The sequence below is a fragment of the Alteraurantiacibacter buctensis genome (assembly GCF_009827655.1).
GTDB classification, from domain to species: Bacteria; Pseudomonadota; Alphaproteobacteria; order Sphingomonadales; family Sphingomonadaceae; genus Alteraurantiacibacter; species Alteraurantiacibacter buctensis.
This window is the reverse complement of record NZ_WTYV01000002.1, coordinates 58,816-79,099: the sequence shown is the minus strand read 5'-3', so window position 1 is coordinate 79,099 and position 20,284 is coordinate 58,816. Positions and strand designations below refer to the sequence as shown.

Genomic DNA, 20,284 nt, shown 5'->3' with positions numbered 1-20,284 from the left:
CTCCCCCTTGTCAGCCGCACTCAGCCCAGCGGCCGACCGCTGGCGGTCTCGGCGGGCATGGCCTGGGTCACGTCCCAGTGTTCCATGATGATGCCGTCTTCCAGGCGGAAGATGTTCATCACCGCGCTGCCCGGATCCTGGTTGTTCATCCGGCCGATGATCTGGACGAAGCCATAGTCTCCGTCCACCAGCACGCGGCGTACCTGGATCTGCGCCTCCGGCAGGTTCCACACCGGCTCCAGCCACTCCAGCGCAGCTTCGCGGCCATCCGGGATCTTGGGATTGTGCTGGATGTAGCCTTCGTCGACGTACTTCTCGAAAGCCTCGCGCGGCTTCTTCTCGTGGTACAGCAGGGTCACGAAATCGATCATGATTGCGCGATTGCGGGCGGTCTTTGCGACATACTCGGGCGTTGCCGCCTGGGCCGCCGGCAGGATCGCATCATCGGCGATGGCCTGCGCGACCGGCCACAGCGAGCCCGGCGCGGCCATCGCTAGACCACCGCCCAGTAGGTGAAGATCGAATCATCAGCGCGGCGGTTGGCTTTGCCGAGGAACACCGTGCGGGTCAGCCAGCCATAGGGGCCTTCCGGCGCATCGAAGGCCGGCGTGATGGCCATGTAGTATTCGGATGGATCAACCGGCTGGTAGTTCTGCAGACGATCAAGCACTTCGGGCGAACCGTGCCGGATACCGGTGTTGCGCAACTGGATCAGGGTCCCGTCCTCTCCCTCCAGCAGGTAACGGGCCTCGAACACGCAGGTGCCATCCGGGCGGATCACCGGCCAGTCGCCGCCGGTGCCGGGCACCACGCGGCCATTGAAGCGCGGGCCGGTGATCTGGCCGCCCAGCACGTGAACGTGGCCACGCTCCATGCCATCGGTGCAGGGGCCATAGCGGAACCGCTTGCTGAGCTGCACCTTGATCTCGAAAGCATATTCCAGTTTGGGCGGTTCCATGGGCGGTCCTTGATGCGTGAGTGGAAAGGAAAGGGTCAGCGGATCCACGGGCCCGGGGGCACAGGCTCGCGCGGGCCAGACTGTTCGGTGCCGATGCGCGCCATGTATTCGCGCTCGAATTGCAGGGGATCGGATTCCAGTCGCACGGTGCGGCCAAGGCGCATGGTGGAGCGCAGCGACGGTTCGTAGGGCAGCCACTGCGGCATCTGCGGATGCTCGGGCACCCCGTCGCGGGCGAACGTGGCAAAGGCACCGGACATGACCGAACGCAGCCGCTCCAGTGCGGGCCGGTCATCCGCTGCCCACTCCCGTCCGCCCAGGTTGCCGAAGATGAACTGCAGGTCCCAGCCGTGCGGGGTCACGCCGCGCAGGGGCCCCACATCGGTCTGCCAGTCGATGTTGTAGTGATATGCCGGGGCCTGGCGCAGGGCAGACTTGCGCTCGGCCTGGATGTTCGCATCGAGCATGTAGCTGCGATCGGTGATCAGGCGCGAGAAAAGTTCGGTGTTGCTCATATCCGGCAGGCGGGCGCGCCAGGCGGCAATGGCGGGGGCGGCCTCGCCCGGGGGGAAGAAGGGCTGGCTTTCGGCCAGCACCTGGGCATCGCTCATCTGCGCATACTGCGGCCACGGGCCCAGGAACGCGGCAATCTCATCGCGCGCGGTGCCGATGATCATCGGCACATGGGCGCTGAGCCGCGGGGCCCCTGGCGCGAACGGATCGCGCGGCAGGATGGCCCCGTCCACCCAGGGACGAAACTGGCCGGTGGCGTTGCGCGCCTCGATACCGGCTGCGGTCAGGGCGGCGGTGGGCACGTCCAGCAGGCGGTGGAAGTTTGCCTTGGGAATATCGAGCTGGCGCAGCACCCGCTCGGCCCGATCGTGGCCAATGGCGAAGTCGTCCATGCGCAGGGCGGAGCCGCTGATCACCCCGGCGCGCTGGAACAGGCCGGCTGCGGCAGGGGTGGCCATCAGCGTGCTGACCTTGCGCCCCCCGCCCGACTGGCCGAAGATCATCACCCGGTCCGGATCGCCGCCGAAAGCCTCGATGTTGTCGCGAACCCATTGCAGCGCCAGCGTCATGTCCAGCAAGCCGGCATGGCCCGATGCAGCGTATTCCTCGCCGCCAATGGCCGAGAGGTTGAGGTAGCCGAACACATTCAGCCGGTGGTTGACCGAAACCACAACCGCATCCTGCACGGCGGCAAGGTAAGCCCCGTTGGACACGGCATCGTTCGATCCGCCCACTTCCCAGCCGCCGCCGTGGAACCACACCATCACCGGCTTGGCGCCCTCCAGAGAACCGCTCCACACGTTGAGAACCAGGCAGTCTTCGCCGTGGGTGGGATTATCGGTACCGCCCAGGCCACCGGTCTGCGGGCTGCGCTGGCCGAAGGTGGTGGCCGACCGCACGCCGTCCCATGCCTGTTTCGCGACCGGCGGCTTGAAGCGCGCCGCGCCGCCGGTCGGCTCGCCATAGGGGATGCCGCGGAAGGCGTGCACGCCTTGCTCCACATCACCCTGCAGCAGGCCGGCGCGGGTGCGCACCACGGCGGGCGCCAGCACCGGTGCCTGCGCCCGCACCAGCGACGAGGTTGCTGCCAGCATTCCGGCAGTCCCGGCCAGCACGGCCCGGCGATTGAGGAGGGAAAGGATCATGTGCGTGCCCTCTGCCGGTGGTTTTCCAGTTCTTCGTCGCTGATCGCCATGCGCACGCCATTGGTTTCGTAGCGCAGCACCAGCAGGGCAATGCCGCCCATCACCGAGAAGGCGGCCAGCGTCAGGAAACCGGGCGTGATGGCGGCCTCGGTCGCCTCGGGCGAGAGCAGGTTGCTGCTGCCGGCGATCAGCGCCAGTATCAGCGGCCCGGCCAGCTTGGCAAAGCCGCTGACCATCTGCACCAGTCCACCGCCCTGCGCTGCCATGCGCACCGGGAACAGCTCTGTGCCGAACGGGCTAGTGTTGGAAGCCCCGCCATCGTAGAACACGCCGCCCACCACCAGGCACACCAGCAGCACGGGCACACCCATGATGAAATAGGGATAGAGAAACGCCGCGCCGATCACTGCCGCCGCCGCGCCCCACAGGCAGATCAGCGCCGAACGCCAGCGCCCGATGTAATGCGGTGTGATGGTCCAGATCGCCCGGCCGATCATACCGGCGGTGCTGACATAGGCGAAGTATCCTGCCACCTCGGCGGTGGAGATTTCCAGCAGCTGGGCCATGATCGTGGGGCCCCATAGCGCCACGCCGAAGCCGGCCATGCCGATGCCCATGGTCATGAACACGATCATCAGCACCCGGCCCGGAAAGCGGAACAGGTCGGTCACATTGGCGGCGCGGGTATCGGAAGGGGGTTGCGGCAAGGGAATCTGTTCCAGCGGGACGTGGACATAGCGCGCCAGGATCAGCCGTGCTTCCTCAGGCCGGCCGCGCGAGATCAGCCAGCGGATCGATTCCGGGATGAAGATCCACAGCGCCAAGGCCACCAGCAGCGGGGTGAAACCCAGCAGCGCCAGCCCGCGCCAGCCGATCACTGGCAGGTAGTTGGCCACCAGCAGCGATGCCAGCAGCACCCCGCCGGGGGCCACCACGCCGCTGGCGCTGGCCAGGATCGTGCGCATCCGCGTCGGCGCAATCTCTATCAGAAGGGTGATCTGGGTGCCGCCATAGCCCACGCCCACCATGAACCGCAGGAAGGCGAACAGCGCCCAGTTGCCATCCGGCACGAAGGCCGCCAGACCCGCCGCGATCGAATAGAGCACTGTGCCAGCAATCAGCGCGGGCTTGCGGCCATAGCGGTCGGCCAACCAGGCAAACGGGATCGCGCCAACCAACTGCCCTACGCCAGCAGACAGCAGGATGATCGAGGTCTGGCCAAAGGTCAGCCCCCATTCCGGCCCGATCACGCTGACCAGGAAGCCGACGATGAAGAAGTCAAAGAATTCGAAGATGCCCTGCGTCATCAGCAGGATCACCAGGATCCAGAAGCGCGGCTTCAGGCGCGCGGTATCGAACAGGTCGATGGCATCGCCAGTGGGCGCGAGGCTGGTGGCGCTACTCACGCCGCACCTCGCCGCGCAGACAGGACGCCCGTTGCCTTCGGCCTTTCAGCTACCTGCCGTGTCACGGCTTCTCCCATCGGTTGCGCCGGTCTCTCGGGGGGCCGACTGTTTCCTCTCATAAGGATTCGCAGGAAATCCCATTCATCACAAGGCCATGCCGTTGAATGAGAATCACACCATTTCGCGCACCGGATTGACGTAGCGCGCCGCACGATCCGCCATGCACTCGTTCCAGATTTTCCGGAAAGTGAACAACCACTCGCCATTCACCCGCGCCAGGCGGTCCTCATAATGGCCATAGCCGCCCACGTAGGGGGTGCGCAGGCGGGTGTCGTTGTCGATCTCGAACCAGAACGACCGGCTCCAGCCGATATCACCCTTCGTCTTGATCACCACGTTGGTGATGAAATGCCGCAGGCGCGGTACGCGCACACCCTCCTCGCCCTTAGACCGGCCGGAGAAATAGGCGCGCATTCCGTGGCATTCCTCGCGGATCGCCTCGCGCCCGGTCACGATTCCCCCGGCCCAGTCGAGCACGCCGTCCTCGGTGAAGGTGCCCGCGTATTCATCAGGGTCCTGCCAGTCGAGCGCGAACAGGTAGCGGGCCTGGAGGTTTTCAATCTCGGCACGGTCTTCGGCATAGCTGGCCACGGGTCAGTTCTCCTTGGTCGGGCTGTTGGCAGCGGCGGCCGCTTCCTGCGCGGCAGCGCGGGTCCACGGTCTGGCCTTCTTGCGGGTATCGTCCCAATGTTCGACCACCTGGCCGCCAGCCACGCGGAACATGTCGAACGCCTGGCCGACATAGGTCTCGCCCGGATTGTGCGGGTCGGGCTGGTCCTGGTCCCAGATGATCACCACGCAGTCACCTTGGGCCACGGCGCGGTTGAAGGTCTTGTGCGCGGCCGGCTCGATCCCCGGCACGGGGTTGGCGATCAGTTCCACCAGTTGCAGCACGCCTTCCCGCCCCGGCAGGACGTTGGGATTGTGCTGCTTGTAGTCCGGGTGGACATAGCGCAGCACCGCCTCGCGGTCGCCGCGGTAGATCACGCCCTCCCACATCGCCATCACCAGATCGATGTTGGCCTGCTGGCGGGCCGCCTCGGCCCGCAGGACGGAAGATGAAGCCAAACGCCATGTTACCACCGCGGTTAAGGCAACCAGTGCCAGCCCGGCGAAGATCAGTGTCGTGTCCATTCTTCCCTCTCCTCAGCCGACCTGCGCCCGGGTCTGCCGCTCGCGGAAACCCAGAGCCGCGCTCATGTCCTTGGCGGCTTGCACGATCGCCGCGCTCAGTTCCCCCTGCATGGTGTGGTCGAACCGCACGCTGGGAATGGTCACGCCGATGCTGCCGAACACCTGCCCTTTGGAATTGAACACCGGCGCCGCAGTGTTGTTGTTGCCCCAGACATTGGGGCTGTTGGCCACGAAGCAACCTTCGCGCATGATCGCCTCGGCTTCGTTGCGCAGGTCTTCGCGCGTGATCGGCGGCATGTTCGGCTCGGGCGCGGGCCCCTGGCGCTCGATCGCGGCCTGCACGTCCTCCTCGGGCAGGAAAGGCAGCATCGAGCGGCCGATTGCACCCCACACCATCGGCCGGTGGGTGTAGCGCTGCACCACGAACTGCAACTGGTGGACCGAGTTGATCAGCTCGACGATGGTGTAAACCTTCTCCTTGGGCAGGTAGAGCGCGAAGGCGCAGGTTTCCTGGAACCGATCGGCCAGCCGCTGCAGCAGCGGGCGGGCCATCGCCTCGTATTCGATATCGTGCACCACCAGCGAAGACAGGCGGTAGAGCTCGCGCCCGATGCTGTAGCTGCCATAGGTGGACTTCTCGACGAAGTTCACATCGCCCAGCGATTGCAGCAGGCGATAGGCGGTGCTGGTGGGAATCCCCACCTCCTCGGCAAATTCCTTCAGGCTGAATTCGCCCTTCTCGGCCACGCAGCGAATCGCCCGCAGCGTGCGCTCGATCGTGCCTGCGCTCTCCGGTTGCGCCGCCTTGCCGGCCATCCGATCTCTCCAGTCCGTTTTCTTATTCAGTGGAACTACATTGCACTGAGTTGGATTGTTTGCAAGCTTCCAGCCAGAAGCGCGGGCAAAGGCGCGACTCCGAGATGGATGGCATGGGAAGGATTTTTGCGGAATGACGGAACAGGCTGGCTTGTCGCCGGGTGCCGGTACGCTTGCGAAAGGGCCCTCGGCTGCGCCGCAGCTCCAATTCGCATTCGAGATCGCCATCGAGCTGTCGCCGCGCCTGCGCTATGGCCCCAACATCTGGGGGCTGGAACGCGGCTTCGTGGGCGTGACCGGCGGCACCGTGTCGGGCCCCATGCTCAATGGCATCGTGATGCCGCACACGGGCGGGGACTGGCCCACGGTGCGTGGCTCCGACAACACGGTGCGGTTCGACGCGCGCTATCTGCTGCAGGCGGATGACGGGACCATCATCGAACTGGTCAACAAGGGTGTCCGCACCGGCAGCAAGGACGTGCTCCAAAGGCTGAACGACTACCAGCCAGTCGACCCGTCCGAATACTACATGGCGCTTACCCCCACCTTCGATGCGCCTGCCGGACCCCACGAATGGCTGAGTACGGCGGTGTTCATCGGCAAGGCCGACCGGCGCGAGAAGCGCTCGGTGTTCACTTACTGGATGGTGCTTTGAGGATCGTTACCCCGGCCTGAGCGCCGGGCACACAACAACAAAAAATGGTTCGGGAGAAATGAGATGACCAAGTTCACTGTCTTCACGCGCGGACCTTCGCGCACCGCGATGGCCGTGGTTCTGGCTACCGGGGCAGCGGCCGGTGCCATGCCGGCCCTGGCGCAGGATGCCCCCGCCGATGACGACCGCATCATTGTGACCGCACAGTTCCGCGAACAGGACGTGCAGGATACCCCGATCGCCATCACCGCGATCAGCGCCGAGGCCCTGGAACAGCGCGGACAGAACTCGATCACCCAGGTCGCCGCCCAGGCCCCCAACGTGAACCTGCGCGAGAGCAACCCGCAGGGCCCCTCGCTCCAGGCGCATATCCGTGGCATCGGCCAGGCCGATTTCAGCCTGGCCTTCGAGCCGGGCGTGGGCGTCTACGTGGATGATGTCTACTACTCCACCGTCACCGGATCGGTGCTGGACCTGCTGGATCTGGAGCGGGTGGAAATCCTGCGCGGTCCGCAGGGGACGCTGGCGGGGATGAACTCCATCGGCGGCGCGATCAAGCTGTATACCCGCCGCCCGCGTGGGGACGATGGCGGCTATGCCGAGGTTACAATGGGCAGCCGCGAGCGGGTTGATCTGCGCGCCGGGGCCGATTTCGAGATCACCGACAACCTGTTCGCCCGCATCGCCGGCGTCAGCCGCAACCAGGATGGTTACGTCAAGCGCTACGATTTCGCTTGTACCCATCCGCAACTCGCGAGCACGTTTGCCATCCCCTCGCGCTCCGATGGGCGCGAGTGCCTGTTGGGTACCGAGGGCGGCAAGTCCTACGTGGCGGCGCGCGGATCGCTGCGCTGGACCCCGACCGACCGGCTGGAGATCAACCTCAGCGGTGACATCACCCGCGACGATTCCGAAGCGGCGGCACAGACTTTGATCTTCGTCGGTACGGCTAATACCACCAGCTACACCCCTGGCATTGCCGGCCTCAATCTCAGCCGCAACTACCCGATGTACACCACCGCGCCGACCAACGGGCTGAGCCTGTTCAACGCGGCCACCGGCACATCGCCCTTCGTCTCCTACTCGCCCTTCGGTGTGGCCGGGGACACCTTCACCGACAGCCCCTACACTTCCTATGCAACCTATTGCGACGACAAGCCTCAGGACAACGGCGGCGCCTATTGCGTCAACCCGGTCAGCCAGGTGGATAGCTGGGGCGTCAGCGCCAACGTCGAGTATGACCTGTCGGACACGCTGAAGTTCACCTCGATCACCGGCTATCGCAGCTTTACCGCCAACTGGGTGCAGGATTTCGATGCCACCCAGCTCAGCAATGCCCTGATCACCTACCAGGCGACCAACTGGCAGTTCACCCAGGAAGCGCGGCTGGCCGCCAGCCTGTTCGACGATGCGGTGGATGTGGTTGTCGGCGGGTTCTACATCGACCGCTTCGGCACCTATTCGGGCATCATCAACCAAGGTCTGGTGGTCTTCACTGAATACGACGAGATCCCGGCCTCCAACTGGGCCATGTTCGCCAACGCATCCTGGCGGCTGACCGACCGCCTCGAAGTGAACGTGGGTGCGCGCTATTCGGAAGAGAAGAAGACCTTCCGCTTCTTCCGCGGCGGTCGCCCGGGCGTTACCGGCACGGCGCCCGGACCTGGCGGGCCGCCCAGCAATCCGCCCTACTTCCCCTGCACCGTCAACGGCGTGAACTACGGCGTGGTCCACGTGGCCTTCTGCGGCCTGAACGGGGCGGAAGGCGTATACACCGGCAACAACATCGATTGGCGCGCGGTGGTCCAATACGAATGGTCGCCCGAATTCATGACCTATGCGAGCGTCGCCACCGGCTTCAAGGGTGGCGGCGTGAACCCGCGGCCCTATACCCCGGCGCAGGGTTATCCGTTCGATCCCGAGCACCTGACGGCCTATGAAATCGGCGCCAAGACCGATCTGCTGGATGGCCGCATGCGCCTGAACGTCTCGGCCTTCATGAACGACTATTCGGATTTCATCGCGTCCGTGTTCTCGCGCGTGGCAGCCGCCCCGAACGAGACCTGCTTCATGGAACCGACGGCGCTCACCTGCTCCTACTTCGTCAACGCGGGTGACGCGACGCTTAAGGGCCTGGAAGCCGAACTGCGCCTGGAGCCGATCGATGACCTGTTCATCGAAGCATCGGCCGCATTCCTCGACTTCAAGTACGATCGCCTGTCGGGCTGTTCGCCGGCACTGACGCCCACCACCTGCACCTCGCCTTCGGGCGGTCTGGGTGCAGGCCTGCGCTATGGGATGAAGCTGGCCTATGCGCCGGAAAGGCAGTTCAGCCTGGGGATGCAGTACCGCATCGACCTGGGTTCGGCCGGCTCGCTGACCCCGCGGCTCGACTGGAGCTACGTGGCCGAGCAGGAAGTGAGCCAGGTGCAGAACAACGTTCTGGCAGTGTTGCCTTCGCACAACCTGCTGAACGGTCGCATCGCCTGGAACTCGCCGGACGAGGACTGGCAGGTCGCCCTGCAGGTCCACAACATCACCGACGAGCTGTATTACACCGGCATCGGACCCAACAACAATTCGGGTACCACGGCGGCCAACCCGGCCCGCCCGCGCGAATGGTCGCTGAGCGTACGCCGGTCTTTCTGATCAGTCTGATTGGCCGGCAGAAGCCTCCCCGGTAGCCGGCCATCGACTTTCTTGGGGATGGGTGCCCCATCCGGGCCCCATCCCCATTTTTTTCTCGGTAGCAGGTCGGCGGATCAGTCGTAGATCGGCCGCAGTTCGTGATCGAGGTGGTAGCGGGTCAGCGCCATCGACGCGAGCAGGTCGGGCGAGCCGTCATACTCGATCGACATCCAGCCCTTGAACTCGTGCTTCTTGAGCAGGCGGTAGAGCCCCTTCAGGTCCAGCTCGCCCAGGCCCGGCTCCCAGAACCAGCGGTGGCCGTCGTCAGCAATTTCGGGGTCTTGCGCATAGCGCACGCTGTCCGGCTGCTTCGACGATGCGGTGTCTTTCAGATGGAAGGTGCTGATCCGGTCGTGATAGTCGTCATAGAAGGTCAGCAAGTCCTCGCCCAGGATAGAGACCTGCGCGGTATCGATGCAGTAGTGGACCAGGGCGGGATCGGTGGATTCGATCAGCTCGCGATGGTTGGGCAGGTTGATGGCGCAGAAGAACTCGTTGTGCAGGCCGATCTTCACCCCGTGATCGGTGGCATAGCGGCCGATCTCGTTCATAACCTTCGCACAGTTCTGCACCTCATCGCGGGTCAGCGGGCCGGTGCCGAAATAGTTCTGCGTGGGGCAAGTGTTCATGTAGGTGCCGCCGAACCTTACGATGGTATCGACCGCCTCGCGCCCTGACCGGACCGCCTCGTCGAAATGGTCTGCCGCGTGGCTGGCGTGGGCCCCGTGGAACATGCCGATCACTTCCACTCCGCGATCCCGGGCAAAGGCGCTGAAGTTTTCCGGCGATCCGAACAGCGGCAGGATGTCGGCCAGATCCCAGGGAGCAATCTCGATCCCGTCGAAGCCGAGGGCAGACTGGTACTTCAGGATGCTGTCCCAATCGGAATAGTAGGCGCTGTTGGTCTTGTCCTCGTAGTAGAACTCGCGGAAATTGGGGATCTGCCGGTACGGAATGGACTTCCAGTGGCACATGTTGGCGTAGCGGATGTTGGGCATCGGATCAGTCTCCGTCCGTCTCAGTTGGCCAGCCGGTCAAGCACGGCGCGGGTGCGCAGCAGGGCGCGGAACGGGTCGCGCGTCTGGCGGGCGCTGCAGGTGACGGGCCCGGTGTAGCCAGCCTGGTCCAGCGCGGCGACAAGCTGTGCGAAGTCGATTTCGCCCTGGCCGGGGTCGCGGAACACCTGCGTGGCGCGGTCTGGCGGAAATTCCGGATTGGGCGCCTTCCAAACATCGGCGGTGTCGACGAAGGCCGTATCGGTCAGGTGGACACAACCAATGCGTCCGGCGTGCTGGTGGAGGAATTCTGTCGCCGATAGGCCGGCGATGAACAGGTTGGCACTGTCCAGGTCCAGCTTGACGCTGGCGGGCAGGGCCTCGGCCAGTGCCAGAATGCGCTCGCCGCCAAACAGGCTCCAGTATTCGTTGCGCAGCACCAGGGTTACGCCCAGGTCTTCCGCCTTGGCAGCCAGCCCGACCAGCAGGGCCACCGTCCGCTCGGTAAACAAGTCTCGCTTTGCTTCCAGGTCCGGATGATATTGGGCAATGCGGCCGTAATAGGCTGATGGGCTGATGGCGAGGTAATCCGCCCCCATGTCCGCCGCATGGGCCAGGGCCTCGCCGGCAAAGTGCCCGGTCGCGCCAAAGAAGAAATCGAGGTTGGCGTTGCGCATGAACAGGTTGGGATCGAAGGTGATGCCGGCAACCCGGTCGATGCCGCTGGCGGCAAGCCGTGCCCGGTAAGTGGCGGCATCGCCGTACTTGGTGTTCACGCAATAGCGGTTGAACGGCACCCCGCTGCGCCCGCCAAACTGCCACACCGGTTCGTAGGGGATTTCGATGGCCGGGAAGCCCGCCGCCGCGATCAGCGTGTAGAGCTCCTCCCAGAAGTAGCGGCTTTCGTACCGGTTCCGGTTCGGCTCCTGATAGTGGCGGTTGATCAGGTCGAGGCTGATCGCGATAGGGTCGGTATTCATGGCTGGGGTCACGCTCCCGGGGGATGCCGCTTCAGCAGGATGCGGCGATTGGCAATGGACATCCTGCCCGCCGCCTAATTAAAATCCCCATACTAATATATGGCCGGGATCGTCAACCTTTCGTTGAGCGCGACAGCACCCCTATCGCTTGACCTTGTCAAACAGGTCGATCAGCTCGTTGAACTTGGCGCGCTGTTCAGCCACGTCACCAGATGCAATCGCTTCGGAAACGCAACAGGCGGCGTGATCTTTCAGGATTTCACTCTCGGCCCTGGCCAGCGCCACCTTCACCGCCTGCACCTGATGCAGAATATCGATGCAATAACGGTCGTCCGCCACCATCTGGCGCACACCGCGCACCTGGCCCTCGATGCGCCCCAGCCGGTTCAGTATCGCTTCCTTGCCCTTGCCCATGGTTACCCTGCCTCTTGTATACCCTAGGGGGGTATAGTATCCATCCAGGAATGAACAAGCAAGCTCTCGTTGATTCGTTCTCCCGTCGCGCGGTACTCGGCGGTCTCGGCATGGGGGCCACCGCGCTGGCCATCCCGGCCTGGGCGCAGGGTCACAGCATGCATGGCGGCAGCCACGGCAAGGGCGGGCCATTGATCCCCGCCGGATTCGACGAGGTGCGTGGAGAGGAAATTCACCTCACCATCGGCAGCGGCCACCGCATCGTGGAAGGGCGGCGCGGCCCGGGCGTCGCCGTCAACGGCAGCGTGCCGGGGCCGCTGATCAGACTGGTTGAGGGCCAGAGCGTGCGTCTGGCCGTCACCAACACGCTGGACGTAGACAGCTCGATCCACTGGCACGGCCTGCTGGTGCCGTTCCATATGGACGGGGTGCCGGGCATCAGCTTCCCGGGCATCAAGCCGGGTGAGACCTTCATTTACGAATTTCCCGTCCGGCAGGCGGGCACCTACTGGTATCACAGCCACTCGGGCCTGCAGGAGCAAATCGGCCACTATGGCCCGATGATCATCGAACCGCGCGGCGGCGAGCGGGTGCAGGTGGATCGCGACTATATCCTGCTGGTCAGCGACTTCACCACGCACGACCCGCACTACATCATGGACCGGCTACGGACCGGCGAGCACCACTTCAACCGCCAGATGAACACCTGGACCGACGCCTATCCGCTGTCCGGCGCGGAACGGCGGATGTGGGCGCGGATGCGGATGGCACCGACCGATATCATGGACATCGGCGCGCCGACCTACACGTTCCTTGCCAACGGACTCGGACCGAATGAGGGGATGGAGTTCCTGTTCAACCCTGGCGAGCGGGTACGGCTGCGGATCATCAATGGCTCCGCCCAGAGCTTCTTCAATCTGCGCATTCCCGGCCTGCCGATGACGGTGATCGCCGCGGACGGGCAGAACGTGCAGCCCGTGGAGGTGGACGAATTCCAGATCGGCACCGCCGAAACCTATGATGTGATCGTCCATCCCGGCAGTGCCGCTGCCTATGCGATTGTCGCCGAAGCGATGGACCGCTCCGGCATGGCCCTGGCCATGCTGGCGAGCAGTCTCGGTGCACGCGCGACGGTGCCGGCTCTGCGCGATCCGCCGCTGCTGACCATGGCCGACATGGGCATGAACCATGGCGCTGGTCCGGCTACCGGCCAGGACCATTCCGCCCATGGCGGCGGGACCGCAGCGACCGATGCCGGCCATGATATGGCGGGCATGAACATGCGCGACCCGGCCCTGCTGCCGCCCGATGTGCAATTTGGCCCCGGCGTGGACATGGTCGCCATGGCTCCCGTGGACAAGATGGGCGATCCCGGCCTGGGCCTGCGCGATGTGGAGCACCGGGCGCTCAACTATCGCATGCTGCGCGCGCTGGAGCCGAACTCGGATGTGCGCGAGCCATCGCGCCTGCTGGAACTGCACCTGACGGGCAACATGGAACGCTACATGTGGTCGTTCGACGGACAGATGTATTCGGCCGTCAGCGACAACCCGATCCGCTTCGCCTGGAACGAGCGGGTGCGCGTGAAGCTGGTCAACAACACCATGATGGCCCACCCGATCCACCTGCACGGCATGTTCTTCGAACTGGTCAACGGAGCTGACCCGGCGCACCAGCCGCGCAAGAACGTGGTGGTGGTGCAGCCGGGAGCGAGCGCGCAGTTCGACCTGGCCGCCAACGAGCCGGGCGACTGGGCTTTCCACTGCCATCTGCTCTACCACATGCACGGCGGCATGATGCAGACAGTAACCGTGATGGGGCCGGGCCAATGAAGGCGCTGCTGAGCACGGTTGCGGGTCTGGCCTGGCTGACGACTGCCGCCCCGGTGCTGGCGCAGGACCACTCCGGCCATGAAGGGTATGCCGCGCCCGCACCGGCCACGGCACCAAGTCCGGCACCCAGCCCGCCACCTCTGCCTGCAGCGGTCGATCCCCATTCAGGACACGCCGTCCCACCGGCAGCAGACGCACCGTCCGGCGCGATGGACCACGGCGCGATGGACCACGGTTCCATGGATCACGGGTCGATGAACCATGGGGCAATGGATCACGGCGCGATGGGGCAGGCGAACGCCGTGCAGGTGTCCCCCGGGCCGACCGTCGAAACGCCGCCCCCGCCCGAAGCGGGCAGCGGCCCGCCGCGCGCCGCCGATGCGATCTGGGGTGCCGAGGCGATGCGTGCCTCCCGCGCTGACCTCAAGACCCATGGCGATTTTCCGTTGTTCTGGTTCCAGGCCGACCGCGCCGAGGTGCAGGTAAGTGACGGTGAAGACCAGTTCCTGTGGGACACGCAGGGTTACTATGGCAGCCCCACCCGCCGCTTGTGGTTCAAGAGCGAAGGTGAAGGCAGTTTTGCCGAAGGGATCGATGATGCCGAGGTGCAGGCGCTCTACTCGCAGGCGGTCTCACCCTATTTCGACCTGCAGGCTGGTGCGCGGCAGGACTTTGGCGGGGCCGAAACGACCTATGCCACGCTGGGCGTGCAGGGCATGGCCCCCTACCAGTTCGAACTGGATGCAGCGCTGTTCCTGTCGCACCGCGGTGACCTGACCGCGCGGATCGAGGCCGAGCTTGACGAGCGCATCACCCAGAGGCTGATCCTGCAGCCGCGCGCTGAGGTGTCGCTGGCGGCGCAGGACGTGCCGCAGCTTGGCATCGGGGTAGGCCTCGACAAGGTCGAACTGGGCTTGCGGCTACGCTACGAGATCGTCCGCGAGTTCGCGCCCTATATCGGCATCGAGCAGAGCTGGCGACTGGGCCACAGCGCCGACTTCGCACGCGCGGCGGGTGCAGATCCCCGTACGACCAGCCTAGTCGCGGGTATCCGTTTCTGGTTCTGATCCGGCTTGCTGCTCCTGCTCTAACACATCGAAGATCCGCCTGGTCGCTTCACCCGGTTCAGCATCCGAGGAATAGGGCAGGCTCATTCCTGCGGAGCCGTCACCGCACCACGTGACCTAGCGTGGCCGAACGCACGGACAGCGGAGCACAGGCGAACCTAGGCGTGTTCACCGCCAGCAAGGGCCCGCTTGTCCCGGGCAGAGCGTGACCGGCCGGGCAAGGCTGCCCATCCGACCATGGCCGCCAGGCTGAGCCAGAAGATTGCTGCAAAGGGTGCGCCATTGCCGAACGCCAGCCGCGCCACCACGGTCAACGCCAGCGCCACGGGCGAGCCCCAGACCACCGCGTGCCACATGGCGGTAAGGCGCGGCTCGGCATGGCCCCGCCGTCGCCGCTTGCCCAGCCAGATATAAACCCCGGTGGCGCAGATCGCCGTGAGGGCCAGGCCGAACAGGATGTAACCCAGCTTGACCGGAAGCCCGCCGTAATTGCCAAAGTGCAGGTTGTAGACCGATGCCGCCGCCTGCTGGCCCAGGCTGCCATCCGCCAAGCCGGCGGCACCATGGAACTGGCCATCGGCCGAGAAGGCGTAGTATTCGCCGAAGATCAGCCGCCGGTCATGCCCGCCCACGATCTGTACGTGCTGCCCGGCGGTGCCCGGGTCGTGCAGGATGGCATAGGACACCGTGACCTGCGGATAGGCCTGCTGCATATACGCCAGGGCCGCAGCCACGTCGGGCACGGGCGCGGGGGCCGGGTCGGTCGCCGGCTCGTCGCCGAAAATCGGGGCATAGACTGCCTCGGCATCGCCGCCATAGCTGGTCGCCGCCAAGGCATAGGCGGCCACCGAGGCAAGGCCGATCACCGCCCCCGTCAGGGCGATGGTCAGCGAGAACGGCAGGGTCCACACGCTCAGCCGGTTGTGCCAGTCCGACATGGCCACACCGCCCTGGTTTCGGGCGCGCAGGCGGAAGGCATCGCGGAATATCCTGGGGTGCGCAATGAGCCCCGTTACCGCCAGCGCCACGATCATGGCCCCCAGCGCCCCGACGATGGTGATGCCCACCAATGCGGGCAGGTTGAGCGTGTAATGCAGGGCATAGAGGAATTCGGACCAGGCGTTCTCCTCCGGCACCACGGGCGCGCCCTGGCGGTCCACATGCAGCGCGCGGTTGTCCGTGGTGATCGTGGCGCGCGGCAATTCGGCCGTGGGCATGTGGACATAGAGGTGGGTGGTCGGCTCCTCCTCGCTGGCCAGCACCGCTTCCACCGCGCGTTGCACGGCGGCGGGGCTGATCGCCTCCATCTCGGGGGCGGCCGGCTGCTCCAGGCGCTGCCACTCCTCGTAGAGGACCAGAACGGTGCCACTGAGGCACACGAGGTAAAGCAGCGCGCCGCCGACCAGGCCAATGGCGGCATGGGCAGACAGGCCGCGCTTCACGATGGAGGGTTCGGGGGCAACGGACATCGGGTCAACTCCCGGCAAGCAGGGCAGGAACAAGCGGCAGGGCCGTCACGATCAGGGCAGTCACCTGCTGGCGGCGCGAATCCAGCAGCAGCAGCACGCTGGCCAGCACGCCCCACGCCAGCGGCACGGCAAACAGCGCGCTGGCGTTGGCATCGGCCTCGCTCCATCCCACGCCCAGCGCCGCGCCGCGCAGGGCAATGCCGAGCGCGATGGAAGCCGCCAGGCCCGCAACCACCACCATGGCAAAAGTCAGCACCCGCCCGCCAGGACGCGACGGCTCGCCCGCTTCGGGCAGCATTCGCACCCGCCGGTCGGATGCCTTGGCTCGCAATTTGGGAGAGGTTGCGGCTGCCCAGCCCAGCAGCGCGGCGGCTCCGGTCATGCCCACCAGTGCCACCACCGATACGCCCCAGGCCCCGGCAAACCCTGCTGCCAGGCCAAGGCTTGTCGCCAGCAAGCCCCAGCCGGCCAGGTTCGCCAGCGTGGAACGCTGCGCCAGCGACCATGACCAGCGCAATACCGCCACTCCGCCAAGCGCACCCAGCGCCGCCAGGCCAAGCCCCGCGTCCATGGTCAGAACCGCCGCGTTACGGTGGCGTAGACGTTGCGTTCCGCCCCTTGGAAGCAGTCACCGCGCGCCAGGCAGGCGGCGTAATAGTCCGTGCCCAGCAGGTTGGTGGCATTCAGCGCCAGGCTCCATTCGTTCCACGACAGTTCGGCCACCACATCCACCAGCGTGTAGGACGGAGTGACGATGCCATCGGGGAAGGCAGGCCCGAATGACCGGCTGCGGCCGGAATGGCGCACACCGCCGCCCAGCATCAGCATCATCTCCTCGCTCACCGCGAAGCGCCGGGTGCCCCACAGCGAGGCGTTGAACCGCGGCACGTTATCAAGCTGCACGCCGGTACCCACCACCTGCGCCTTGTTGCGGCTGACGTTGCCAATCACGCTGAACCCGCCCGGCAGGCTGGCCGTGCCCTCGATCTCGAACCCGCGCGAAAAGGCCTCGCCCGCCTGGATCCGATCGGTGGGATCGGGCGTGGAATCGTCGCTGATCGGCCGGCCCGTCTGGCGGATGTCATAGGCGGTCACGGTGACCATGATCGCGTCGGACGGATGCACCTTGATCCCCGCCTCGTACTGGCGGCCACGTTGCGGCACGAAGGCCGTGCCGTCGCTGGCGGTGCCGGCAATCGGCTCGAAGCTTTCGGTATAACTGACGAAGGGCGACAGCCCGCGCACGATCTCGCCGATCACCCCGGCGCGGAACGAAGTGGCCCCGGTGTCGACCTCGCGGGTGCCGAAATTGTCGCTCTTCACCTGGTCGCGCCGCACCCCCAGCACCACCGATACGCGATCGGCAAAGCGGATCTGGTCCTGCAGGTAGAAGCCAAGCTGCCGTTGCTCGATATCCTCGGCGTCATACTCCGGCTGGGGCAGGCCGCCGTTCCAGCCGTTGATGGCATCGTAGTCGATATCGTAGATGTCGATCGTCTCGTAGCCGAAGCCGCCGCGTTTCCTCACGTGGTTCCAGCTATAGTCCACCCCAGCCAGCAGCACGTGTTCGATACTCGGGCCGGTAGTGAAATCGAACTGCAGGTTGTTGTCGGTGGAGGCGATCTCCATCCGCGCAAAACTGCCATCGGAGTAGAGGCCGATGATCCGCTGGTCCGGGTCCAGGTAGGGGTTGGCAGGGTTGGAGTAACTGTTGGGATAGTGGGTGAAATAGGTCAGGTCGCTGTCGATATAGCGGCCGCGCATGTTCAGCTTCACATTGTCCGCGAAGTTCTGGCGCAGCAGCACGGTGCCCTGCGCCAGCCGCCCGTCGTAGCGGTCCCAGCCGGGCTTGCCGATGAACAGGTCGGATCGAAGCTGACCGCTGGGGTTGGGCAGGATGGTGCCTACCAGCGGCAGGAACTGGGAGGTCGATCCGCTGTCGTCCTCCTGGTACAGCCCGATCAGGGTCAGTTCGGTGTCCATGCTGGGCGCCCAGGTGAACGAGGGGGCAATCATCACCCGGTCGTCGGCCACGAAATCGGTCTGCGTGCCGCTGTCGCGCACCCGCGCCACCAGCCGCGCCGCCACGGTATCGCCCAGCGGCCCGGTGATATCGGCCAGCGCCTCGATCCGGTCGTGCGAGCCATAGCGCAGCGACACCTCGCCGCTGGTCGTGAATTCCGGCTGCTTGGATACCAGGTTGATCAGCCCACCCAGCGAACCAGCGCCGAACAGCACCGATGCCGGCCCGCGCACCAGCTCGACCTGGCTGAAGTTATAAGGATCCGCGCGGATGCTGGCATAATAGCTGAAGATGTCACGCATCCCGTCGCGGAACTGCAGGGCGTTGACCCCGCGCACGAAGCCGCCGTCCACCCGGCTGTCCGGGCCGTAGGGATTGGCCTGGACGCCGGCGACGTAGTTCAGCGTGTCGGACACCGATACTGCGCCCTGGGCTTCGAACAGCTCCGCCGGGATCACTGTCACCGGCTGCGGCACCTCCACCGCAGGTACGTCGGTCTTGGTTGCGCCCTCGCTCTGCAAGCGCTGGCCGGTGACCACAATCTGCTCCCGGTCGGTGTCCTCCGGCGCGCTATCCCGGGCCAGGACGGTGCTGGAAGCGAAGACGCTCCCGGCCAGCAGGAGGCAAGTGGCAAGCTTCATTACGATTTTCCTCACTCGATCTGCGTCGCTGCTTTTGCGACTCATTCTCATCTGCAAGCTAATGCGAATGATTCTTAATCGCAACACTGTTTGTTGCGATCGCATCGAATTGGCGTGCAGAGATTCTCGGATCGTGCGGGCGCACGTCATCGCAGCCGGCGAAGTCGGCTAATTTACGCGTGGTTTTTCAGTTTGTTGGCGCGGGCGCAGCCCTTACCTTTACACGGTCACCCGGGCGATGTGGTTGGTGCCGCTCTGGTGGATCAGCAGCGCCTGCCCGTCGCGTGTGGTCCGCATGTGCCGCAGGATACCGGCATGGACCGGGCCGGACGGGATCGGCCAGCTCTGGAACGTCTCGGTTGCCGGATCGAACCGCACCAGCATGTCCGGGCGCACGCCGCTTTCGTTGTACCACACCGCCCCGTCGAACACGGCAATGGCATAGGGGTGCGATCGCGGGCCGCTGGGCGATGGCCACTCGCGGATCTCGCCGCTGGCAGGATCGTAGCGGCCCAGCCGGCCCAGACCGGAATTGACCCACCAGATGATCCCGTCCGCGTCGATATCCAGCCGCCGCACCGTGGTGCCTGCTTCCGGCAGCGTGACTTCGGTCACCGCCATTGTCGCGGGGTCCACCCGCAGCAGGCAGTTGGCCCCGTTGCAGGCCACCCACACGGTGCCGTCCGCTGCCACCTTCACGCCATAGGGGCGCGAACCAGGCCGCGGGCTGGCCACCAGCCGCACCTCGCCGCTGGCCGGATCCAGCCGGCCGATCATGTTGCTGCCCTGCAGGCTGAACCACAGGATGCCCTGCGCATCGAATTCTGCCGTATGCGGATCCCGCGCTGCCGGATCGGGCATGGCGAATTCCACGATCTGGCGGGTCAGCGGATCATAGCGGCCCATCGTGGCGTTGCGGTTGCCGGTGTACCAGGCCGCGCCGTCCGGAGCGATGTTGACCGAGTGCGGCTTGGCGCCCGCTGGCAGGCGGATTTCCTCCATCTGTCCCGTTGCCGGGTTCAGGCGGCCCAGGATGTCGGCCCACTGCCCCACCCACCAGATGGAGCCGTCCGGCCCTTCCACCGGATCGCGCGATCGCTGGCCCAGCGTGGGAACCTGCCACTGTTCGAACCGGACCGCCAGCGGCCCGGGTGCAGGCGTTGCGCTGCGCCTCGCGGCAGGCGGGAAATGGGTGGCGAGGTAATCCAGTACACCATCCCGCACCACCGGATTGCCCGAAAGGTCGATCATGGTGGATGTGAGGAAGGCCCAGTCCTCGCGCGTATAGCCGGAGCTGGCCTCGATCATGTTGGTGGCGTGGCAGGCGGTGCACACCGCCTCCACCAGATCGCGCCCCTCTCCGGCAGGCAGCGCCACGGCCGGTACAGGTGCCAGCAGGGCCAGCAAAGCAAGTGCGAAGCGTTGGGGCAGGCGCGGCATGGCGGTCTCCGGTTGAGCGGTCAGGGCACGTCTGGCGGGAAGATGCCT

General features: G+C 65.6%; 18 protein-coding genes. 4 read left to right on the top strand and 14 right to left on the bottom strand.

From position 1 onward, the window contains the following. Positions 1 to 20 precede the first annotated feature (20 nt). The 7 genes from GRI99_RS04935 to GRI99_RS04905 all read right to left on the bottom strand — a co-directional run bounded on the left by GRI99_RS04935 (position 21) and on the right by GRI99_RS04905 (position 6,032). The gene (locus tag GRI99_RS04935; protein WP_160770943.1) at positions 21 to 491 is read right to left on the bottom strand and encodes a nuclear transport factor 2 family protein; all 471 of its coding nucleotides are present in this window, start codon (positions 489 to 491) and stop codon (positions 21 to 23) included. A gap of 2 nt (positions 492 to 493) precedes the next feature. Beyond that, complete coding sequence (locus GRI99_RS04930; RefSeq protein ID WP_160770942.1) at positions 494 to 958, bottom strand: DUF3237 family protein; 465 nt, start codon at positions 956 to 958, stop codon at positions 494 to 496. A 35-nt stretch (positions 959 to 993) separates the two neighbouring features. Continuing rightward, a complete protein-coding gene (locus GRI99_RS04925; protein ID WP_160770941.1) occupies positions 994 to 2,616 on the bottom strand; it encodes a carboxylesterase/lipase family protein in 1,623 nt (540 codons plus the stop codon). Further along, positions 2,613 to 4,022 carry an MFS transporter gene (locus tag GRI99_RS04920; RefSeq protein WP_160770940.1) on the bottom strand — a complete coding sequence of 470 codons (1,410 nt, stop codon included), beginning with the start codon at positions 4,020 to 4,022 and terminating at the stop codon, positions 2,613 to 2,615. Before GRI99_RS04920 ends, GRI99_RS04925 begins: the two co-directional genes overlap by 4 nt. Before the next feature lie 171 nt (positions 4,023 to 4,193). Continuing rightward, on the bottom strand, positions 4,194 to 4,673 hold the full coding sequence (locus tag GRI99_RS04915) for a nuclear transport factor 2 family protein (protein WP_160770939.1): 480 nt from the start codon (positions 4,671 to 4,673) through the stop codon (positions 4,194 to 4,196). Positions 4,674 to 4,676: 3 nt separating this feature from the next. Then, complete coding sequence (locus tag GRI99_RS04910) at positions 4,677 to 5,216, bottom strand: nuclear transport factor 2 family protein (protein ID WP_160770938.1); 540 nt, start codon at positions 5,214 to 5,216, stop codon at positions 4,677 to 4,679. A 12-nt stretch (positions 5,217 to 5,228) separates the two neighbouring features. Then, on the bottom strand, positions 5,229 to 6,032 hold the full coding sequence (locus GRI99_RS04905; RefSeq protein ID WP_160770937.1) for an IclR family transcriptional regulator: 804 nt from the start codon (positions 6,030 to 6,032) through the stop codon (positions 5,229 to 5,231). A gap of 133 nt (positions 6,033 to 6,165) precedes the next feature. Between GRI99_RS04905 and GRI99_RS04900 the strand changes: the two genes are divergently transcribed. Together GRI99_RS04900 and GRI99_RS04895 are read left to right on the top strand one after the other, a co-directional pair. Continuing rightward, positions 6,166 to 6,687, top strand: coding sequence for a DUF3237 family protein (locus GRI99_RS04900; protein ID WP_160770936.1), 522 nt, complete (start codon positions 6,166 to 6,168; stop codon positions 6,685 to 6,687). Between the two features lie 63 nt (positions 6,688 to 6,750). After that, on the top strand, positions 6,751 to 9,336 hold the full coding sequence (locus GRI99_RS04895) for a TonB-dependent receptor (RefSeq protein WP_160770935.1): 2,586 nt from the start codon (positions 6,751 to 6,753) through the stop codon (positions 9,334 to 9,336). 113 nt (positions 9,337 to 9,449) lie between these two features. On the opposite strand, the gene GRI99_RS04890 is transcribed toward GRI99_RS04895, so the two are convergent. The 3 genes from GRI99_RS04890 to GRI99_RS04880 all read right to left on the bottom strand — a co-directional run bounded on the left by GRI99_RS04890 (position 9,450) and on the right by GRI99_RS04880 (position 11,764). After that, positions 9,450 to 10,373 carry a sugar phosphate isomerase/epimerase family protein gene (locus tag GRI99_RS04890; RefSeq protein WP_160770934.1) on the bottom strand — a complete coding sequence of 308 codons (924 nt, stop codon included), beginning with the start codon at positions 10,371 to 10,373 and terminating at the stop codon, positions 9,450 to 9,452. Between the two features lie 20 nt (positions 10,374 to 10,393). After that, entirely contained in the window at positions 10,394 to 11,350 is a 957-nt protein-coding gene (locus tag GRI99_RS04885) for a sugar phosphate isomerase/epimerase family protein (RefSeq protein ID WP_160770933.1), read from the bottom strand. Positions 11,351 to 11,491: 141 nt separating this feature from the next. Then, positions 11,492 to 11,764, bottom strand: a complete 273-nt coding sequence (locus tag GRI99_RS04880) for a metal-sensitive transcriptional regulator (RefSeq protein WP_160770932.1) — start codon at positions 11,762 to 11,764, stop codon at positions 11,492 to 11,494. Positions 11,765 to 11,814: 50 nt separating this feature from the next. On the opposite strand from GRI99_RS04880, the gene GRI99_RS04875 reads away from it, so the two are divergent. After that, entirely contained in the window at positions 11,815 to 13,596 is a 1,782-nt protein-coding gene (locus GRI99_RS04875) for a copper resistance system multicopper oxidase (RefSeq protein WP_160770931.1), read from the top strand. Beyond that, on the top strand, positions 13,593 to 14,663 hold the full coding sequence (locus GRI99_RS04870) for a copper resistance protein B (RefSeq protein ID WP_160770930.1): 1,071 nt from the start codon (positions 13,593 to 13,595) through the stop codon (positions 14,661 to 14,663). The genes GRI99_RS04875 and GRI99_RS04870 overlap by 4 nt, the downstream gene beginning before the upstream one ends. A 158-nt stretch (positions 14,664 to 14,821) precedes the next feature. Here the strand turns inward: GRI99_RS04870 and GRI99_RS04865 are convergent, their stop codons facing one another. The 4 genes from GRI99_RS04865 to GRI99_RS04850 all read right to left on the bottom strand — a co-directional run bounded on the left by GRI99_RS04865 (position 14,822) and on the right by GRI99_RS04850 (position 20,236). Next, positions 14,822 to 16,132 carry a PepSY-associated TM helix domain-containing protein gene (locus GRI99_RS04865; RefSeq protein ID WP_160770929.1) on the bottom strand — a complete coding sequence of 437 codons (1,311 nt, stop codon included), beginning with the start codon at positions 16,130 to 16,132 and terminating at the stop codon, positions 14,822 to 14,824. A 4-nt stretch (positions 16,133 to 16,136) separates the two neighbouring features. Next, positions 16,137 to 16,703, bottom strand: a complete 567-nt coding sequence (locus tag GRI99_RS04860) for a hypothetical protein (protein ID WP_160770928.1) — start codon at positions 16,701 to 16,703, stop codon at positions 16,137 to 16,139. 2 nt (positions 16,704 to 16,705) lie between these two features. Continuing rightward, entirely contained in the window at positions 16,706 to 18,796 is a 2,091-nt protein-coding gene (locus GRI99_RS04855) for a TonB-dependent siderophore receptor (protein WP_160770927.1), read from the bottom strand. A gap of 219 nt (positions 18,797 to 19,015) precedes the next feature. Next, the gene (locus tag GRI99_RS04850) at positions 19,016 to 20,236 is read right to left on the bottom strand and encodes a Vgb family protein (RefSeq protein ID WP_202392954.1); all 1,221 of its coding nucleotides are present in this window, start codon (positions 20,234 to 20,236) and stop codon (positions 19,016 to 19,018) included. Between the last annotated feature and the right edge of the window lie 48 nt (positions 20,237 to 20,284).

What these genes read in the sequence shown, in the direction of transcription:
- GRI99_RS04905 (WP_160770937.1), bottom strand. Translation starts at nt 6,032, where the DNA reads ATGGCCGGCAAGGCGGCGCAACCGGAGAGCGCAGGCACGATCGAGCGC.
- GRI99_RS04895 (WP_160770935.1), top strand. Translation starts at nt 6,751, where the DNA reads ATGACCAAGTTCACTGTCTTCACGCGCGGACCTTCGCGCACCGCGATG.
- GRI99_RS04900 (WP_160770936.1), top strand. Translation starts at nt 6,166, where the DNA reads ATGACGGAACAGGCTGGCTTGTCGCCGGGTGCCGGTACGCTTGCGAAA.
- GRI99_RS04870 (WP_160770930.1), top strand. Translation starts at nt 13,593, where the DNA reads ATGAAGGCGCTGCTGAGCACGGTTGCGGGTCTGGCCTGGCTGACGACT.
- GRI99_RS04885 (WP_160770933.1), bottom strand. Translation starts at nt 11,350, where the DNA reads ATGAATACCGACCCTATCGCGATCAGCCTCGACCTGATCAACCGCCAC.
- GRI99_RS04910 (WP_160770938.1), bottom strand. Translation starts at nt 5,216, where the DNA reads ATGGACACGACACTGATCTTCGCCGGGCTGGCACTGGTTGCCTTAACC.
- GRI99_RS04930 (WP_160770942.1), bottom strand. Translation starts at nt 958, where the DNA reads ATGGAACCGCCCAAACTGGAATATGCTTTCGAGATCAAGGTGCAGCTC.
- GRI99_RS04860 (WP_160770928.1), bottom strand. Translation starts at nt 16,703, where the DNA reads ATGGACGCGGGGCTTGGCCTGGCGGCGCTGGGTGCGCTTGGCGGAGTG.
- GRI99_RS04865 (WP_160770929.1), bottom strand. Translation starts at nt 16,132, where the DNA reads ATGTCCGTTGCCCCCGAACCCTCCATCGTGAAGCGCGGCCTGTCTGCC.
- GRI99_RS04880 (WP_160770932.1), bottom strand. Translation starts at nt 11,764, where the DNA reads ATGGGCAAGGGCAAGGAAGCGATACTGAACCGGCTGGGGCGCATCGAG.
- GRI99_RS04875 (WP_160770931.1), top strand. Translation starts at nt 11,815, where the DNA reads ATGAACAAGCAAGCTCTCGTTGATTCGTTCTCCCGTCGCGCGGTACTC.
- GRI99_RS04850 (WP_202392954.1), bottom strand. Translation starts at nt 20,236, where the DNA reads ATGCCGCGCCTGCCCCAACGCTTCGCACTTGCTTTGCTGGCCCTGCTG.
- GRI99_RS04935 (WP_160770943.1), bottom strand. Translation starts at nt 491, where the DNA reads ATGGCCGCGCCGGGCTCGCTGTGGCCGGTCGCGCAGGCCATCGCCGAT.
- GRI99_RS04890 (WP_160770934.1), bottom strand. Translation starts at nt 10,373, where the DNA reads ATGCCCAACATCCGCTACGCCAACATGTGCCACTGGAAGTCCATTCCG.
- GRI99_RS04925 (WP_160770941.1), bottom strand. Translation starts at nt 2,616, where the DNA reads ATGATCCTTTCCCTCCTCAATCGCCGGGCCGTGCTGGCCGGGACTGCC.
- GRI99_RS04855 (WP_160770927.1), bottom strand. Translation starts at nt 18,796, where the DNA reads ATGAAGCTTGCCACTTGCCTCCTGCTGGCCGGGAGCGTCTTCGCTTCC.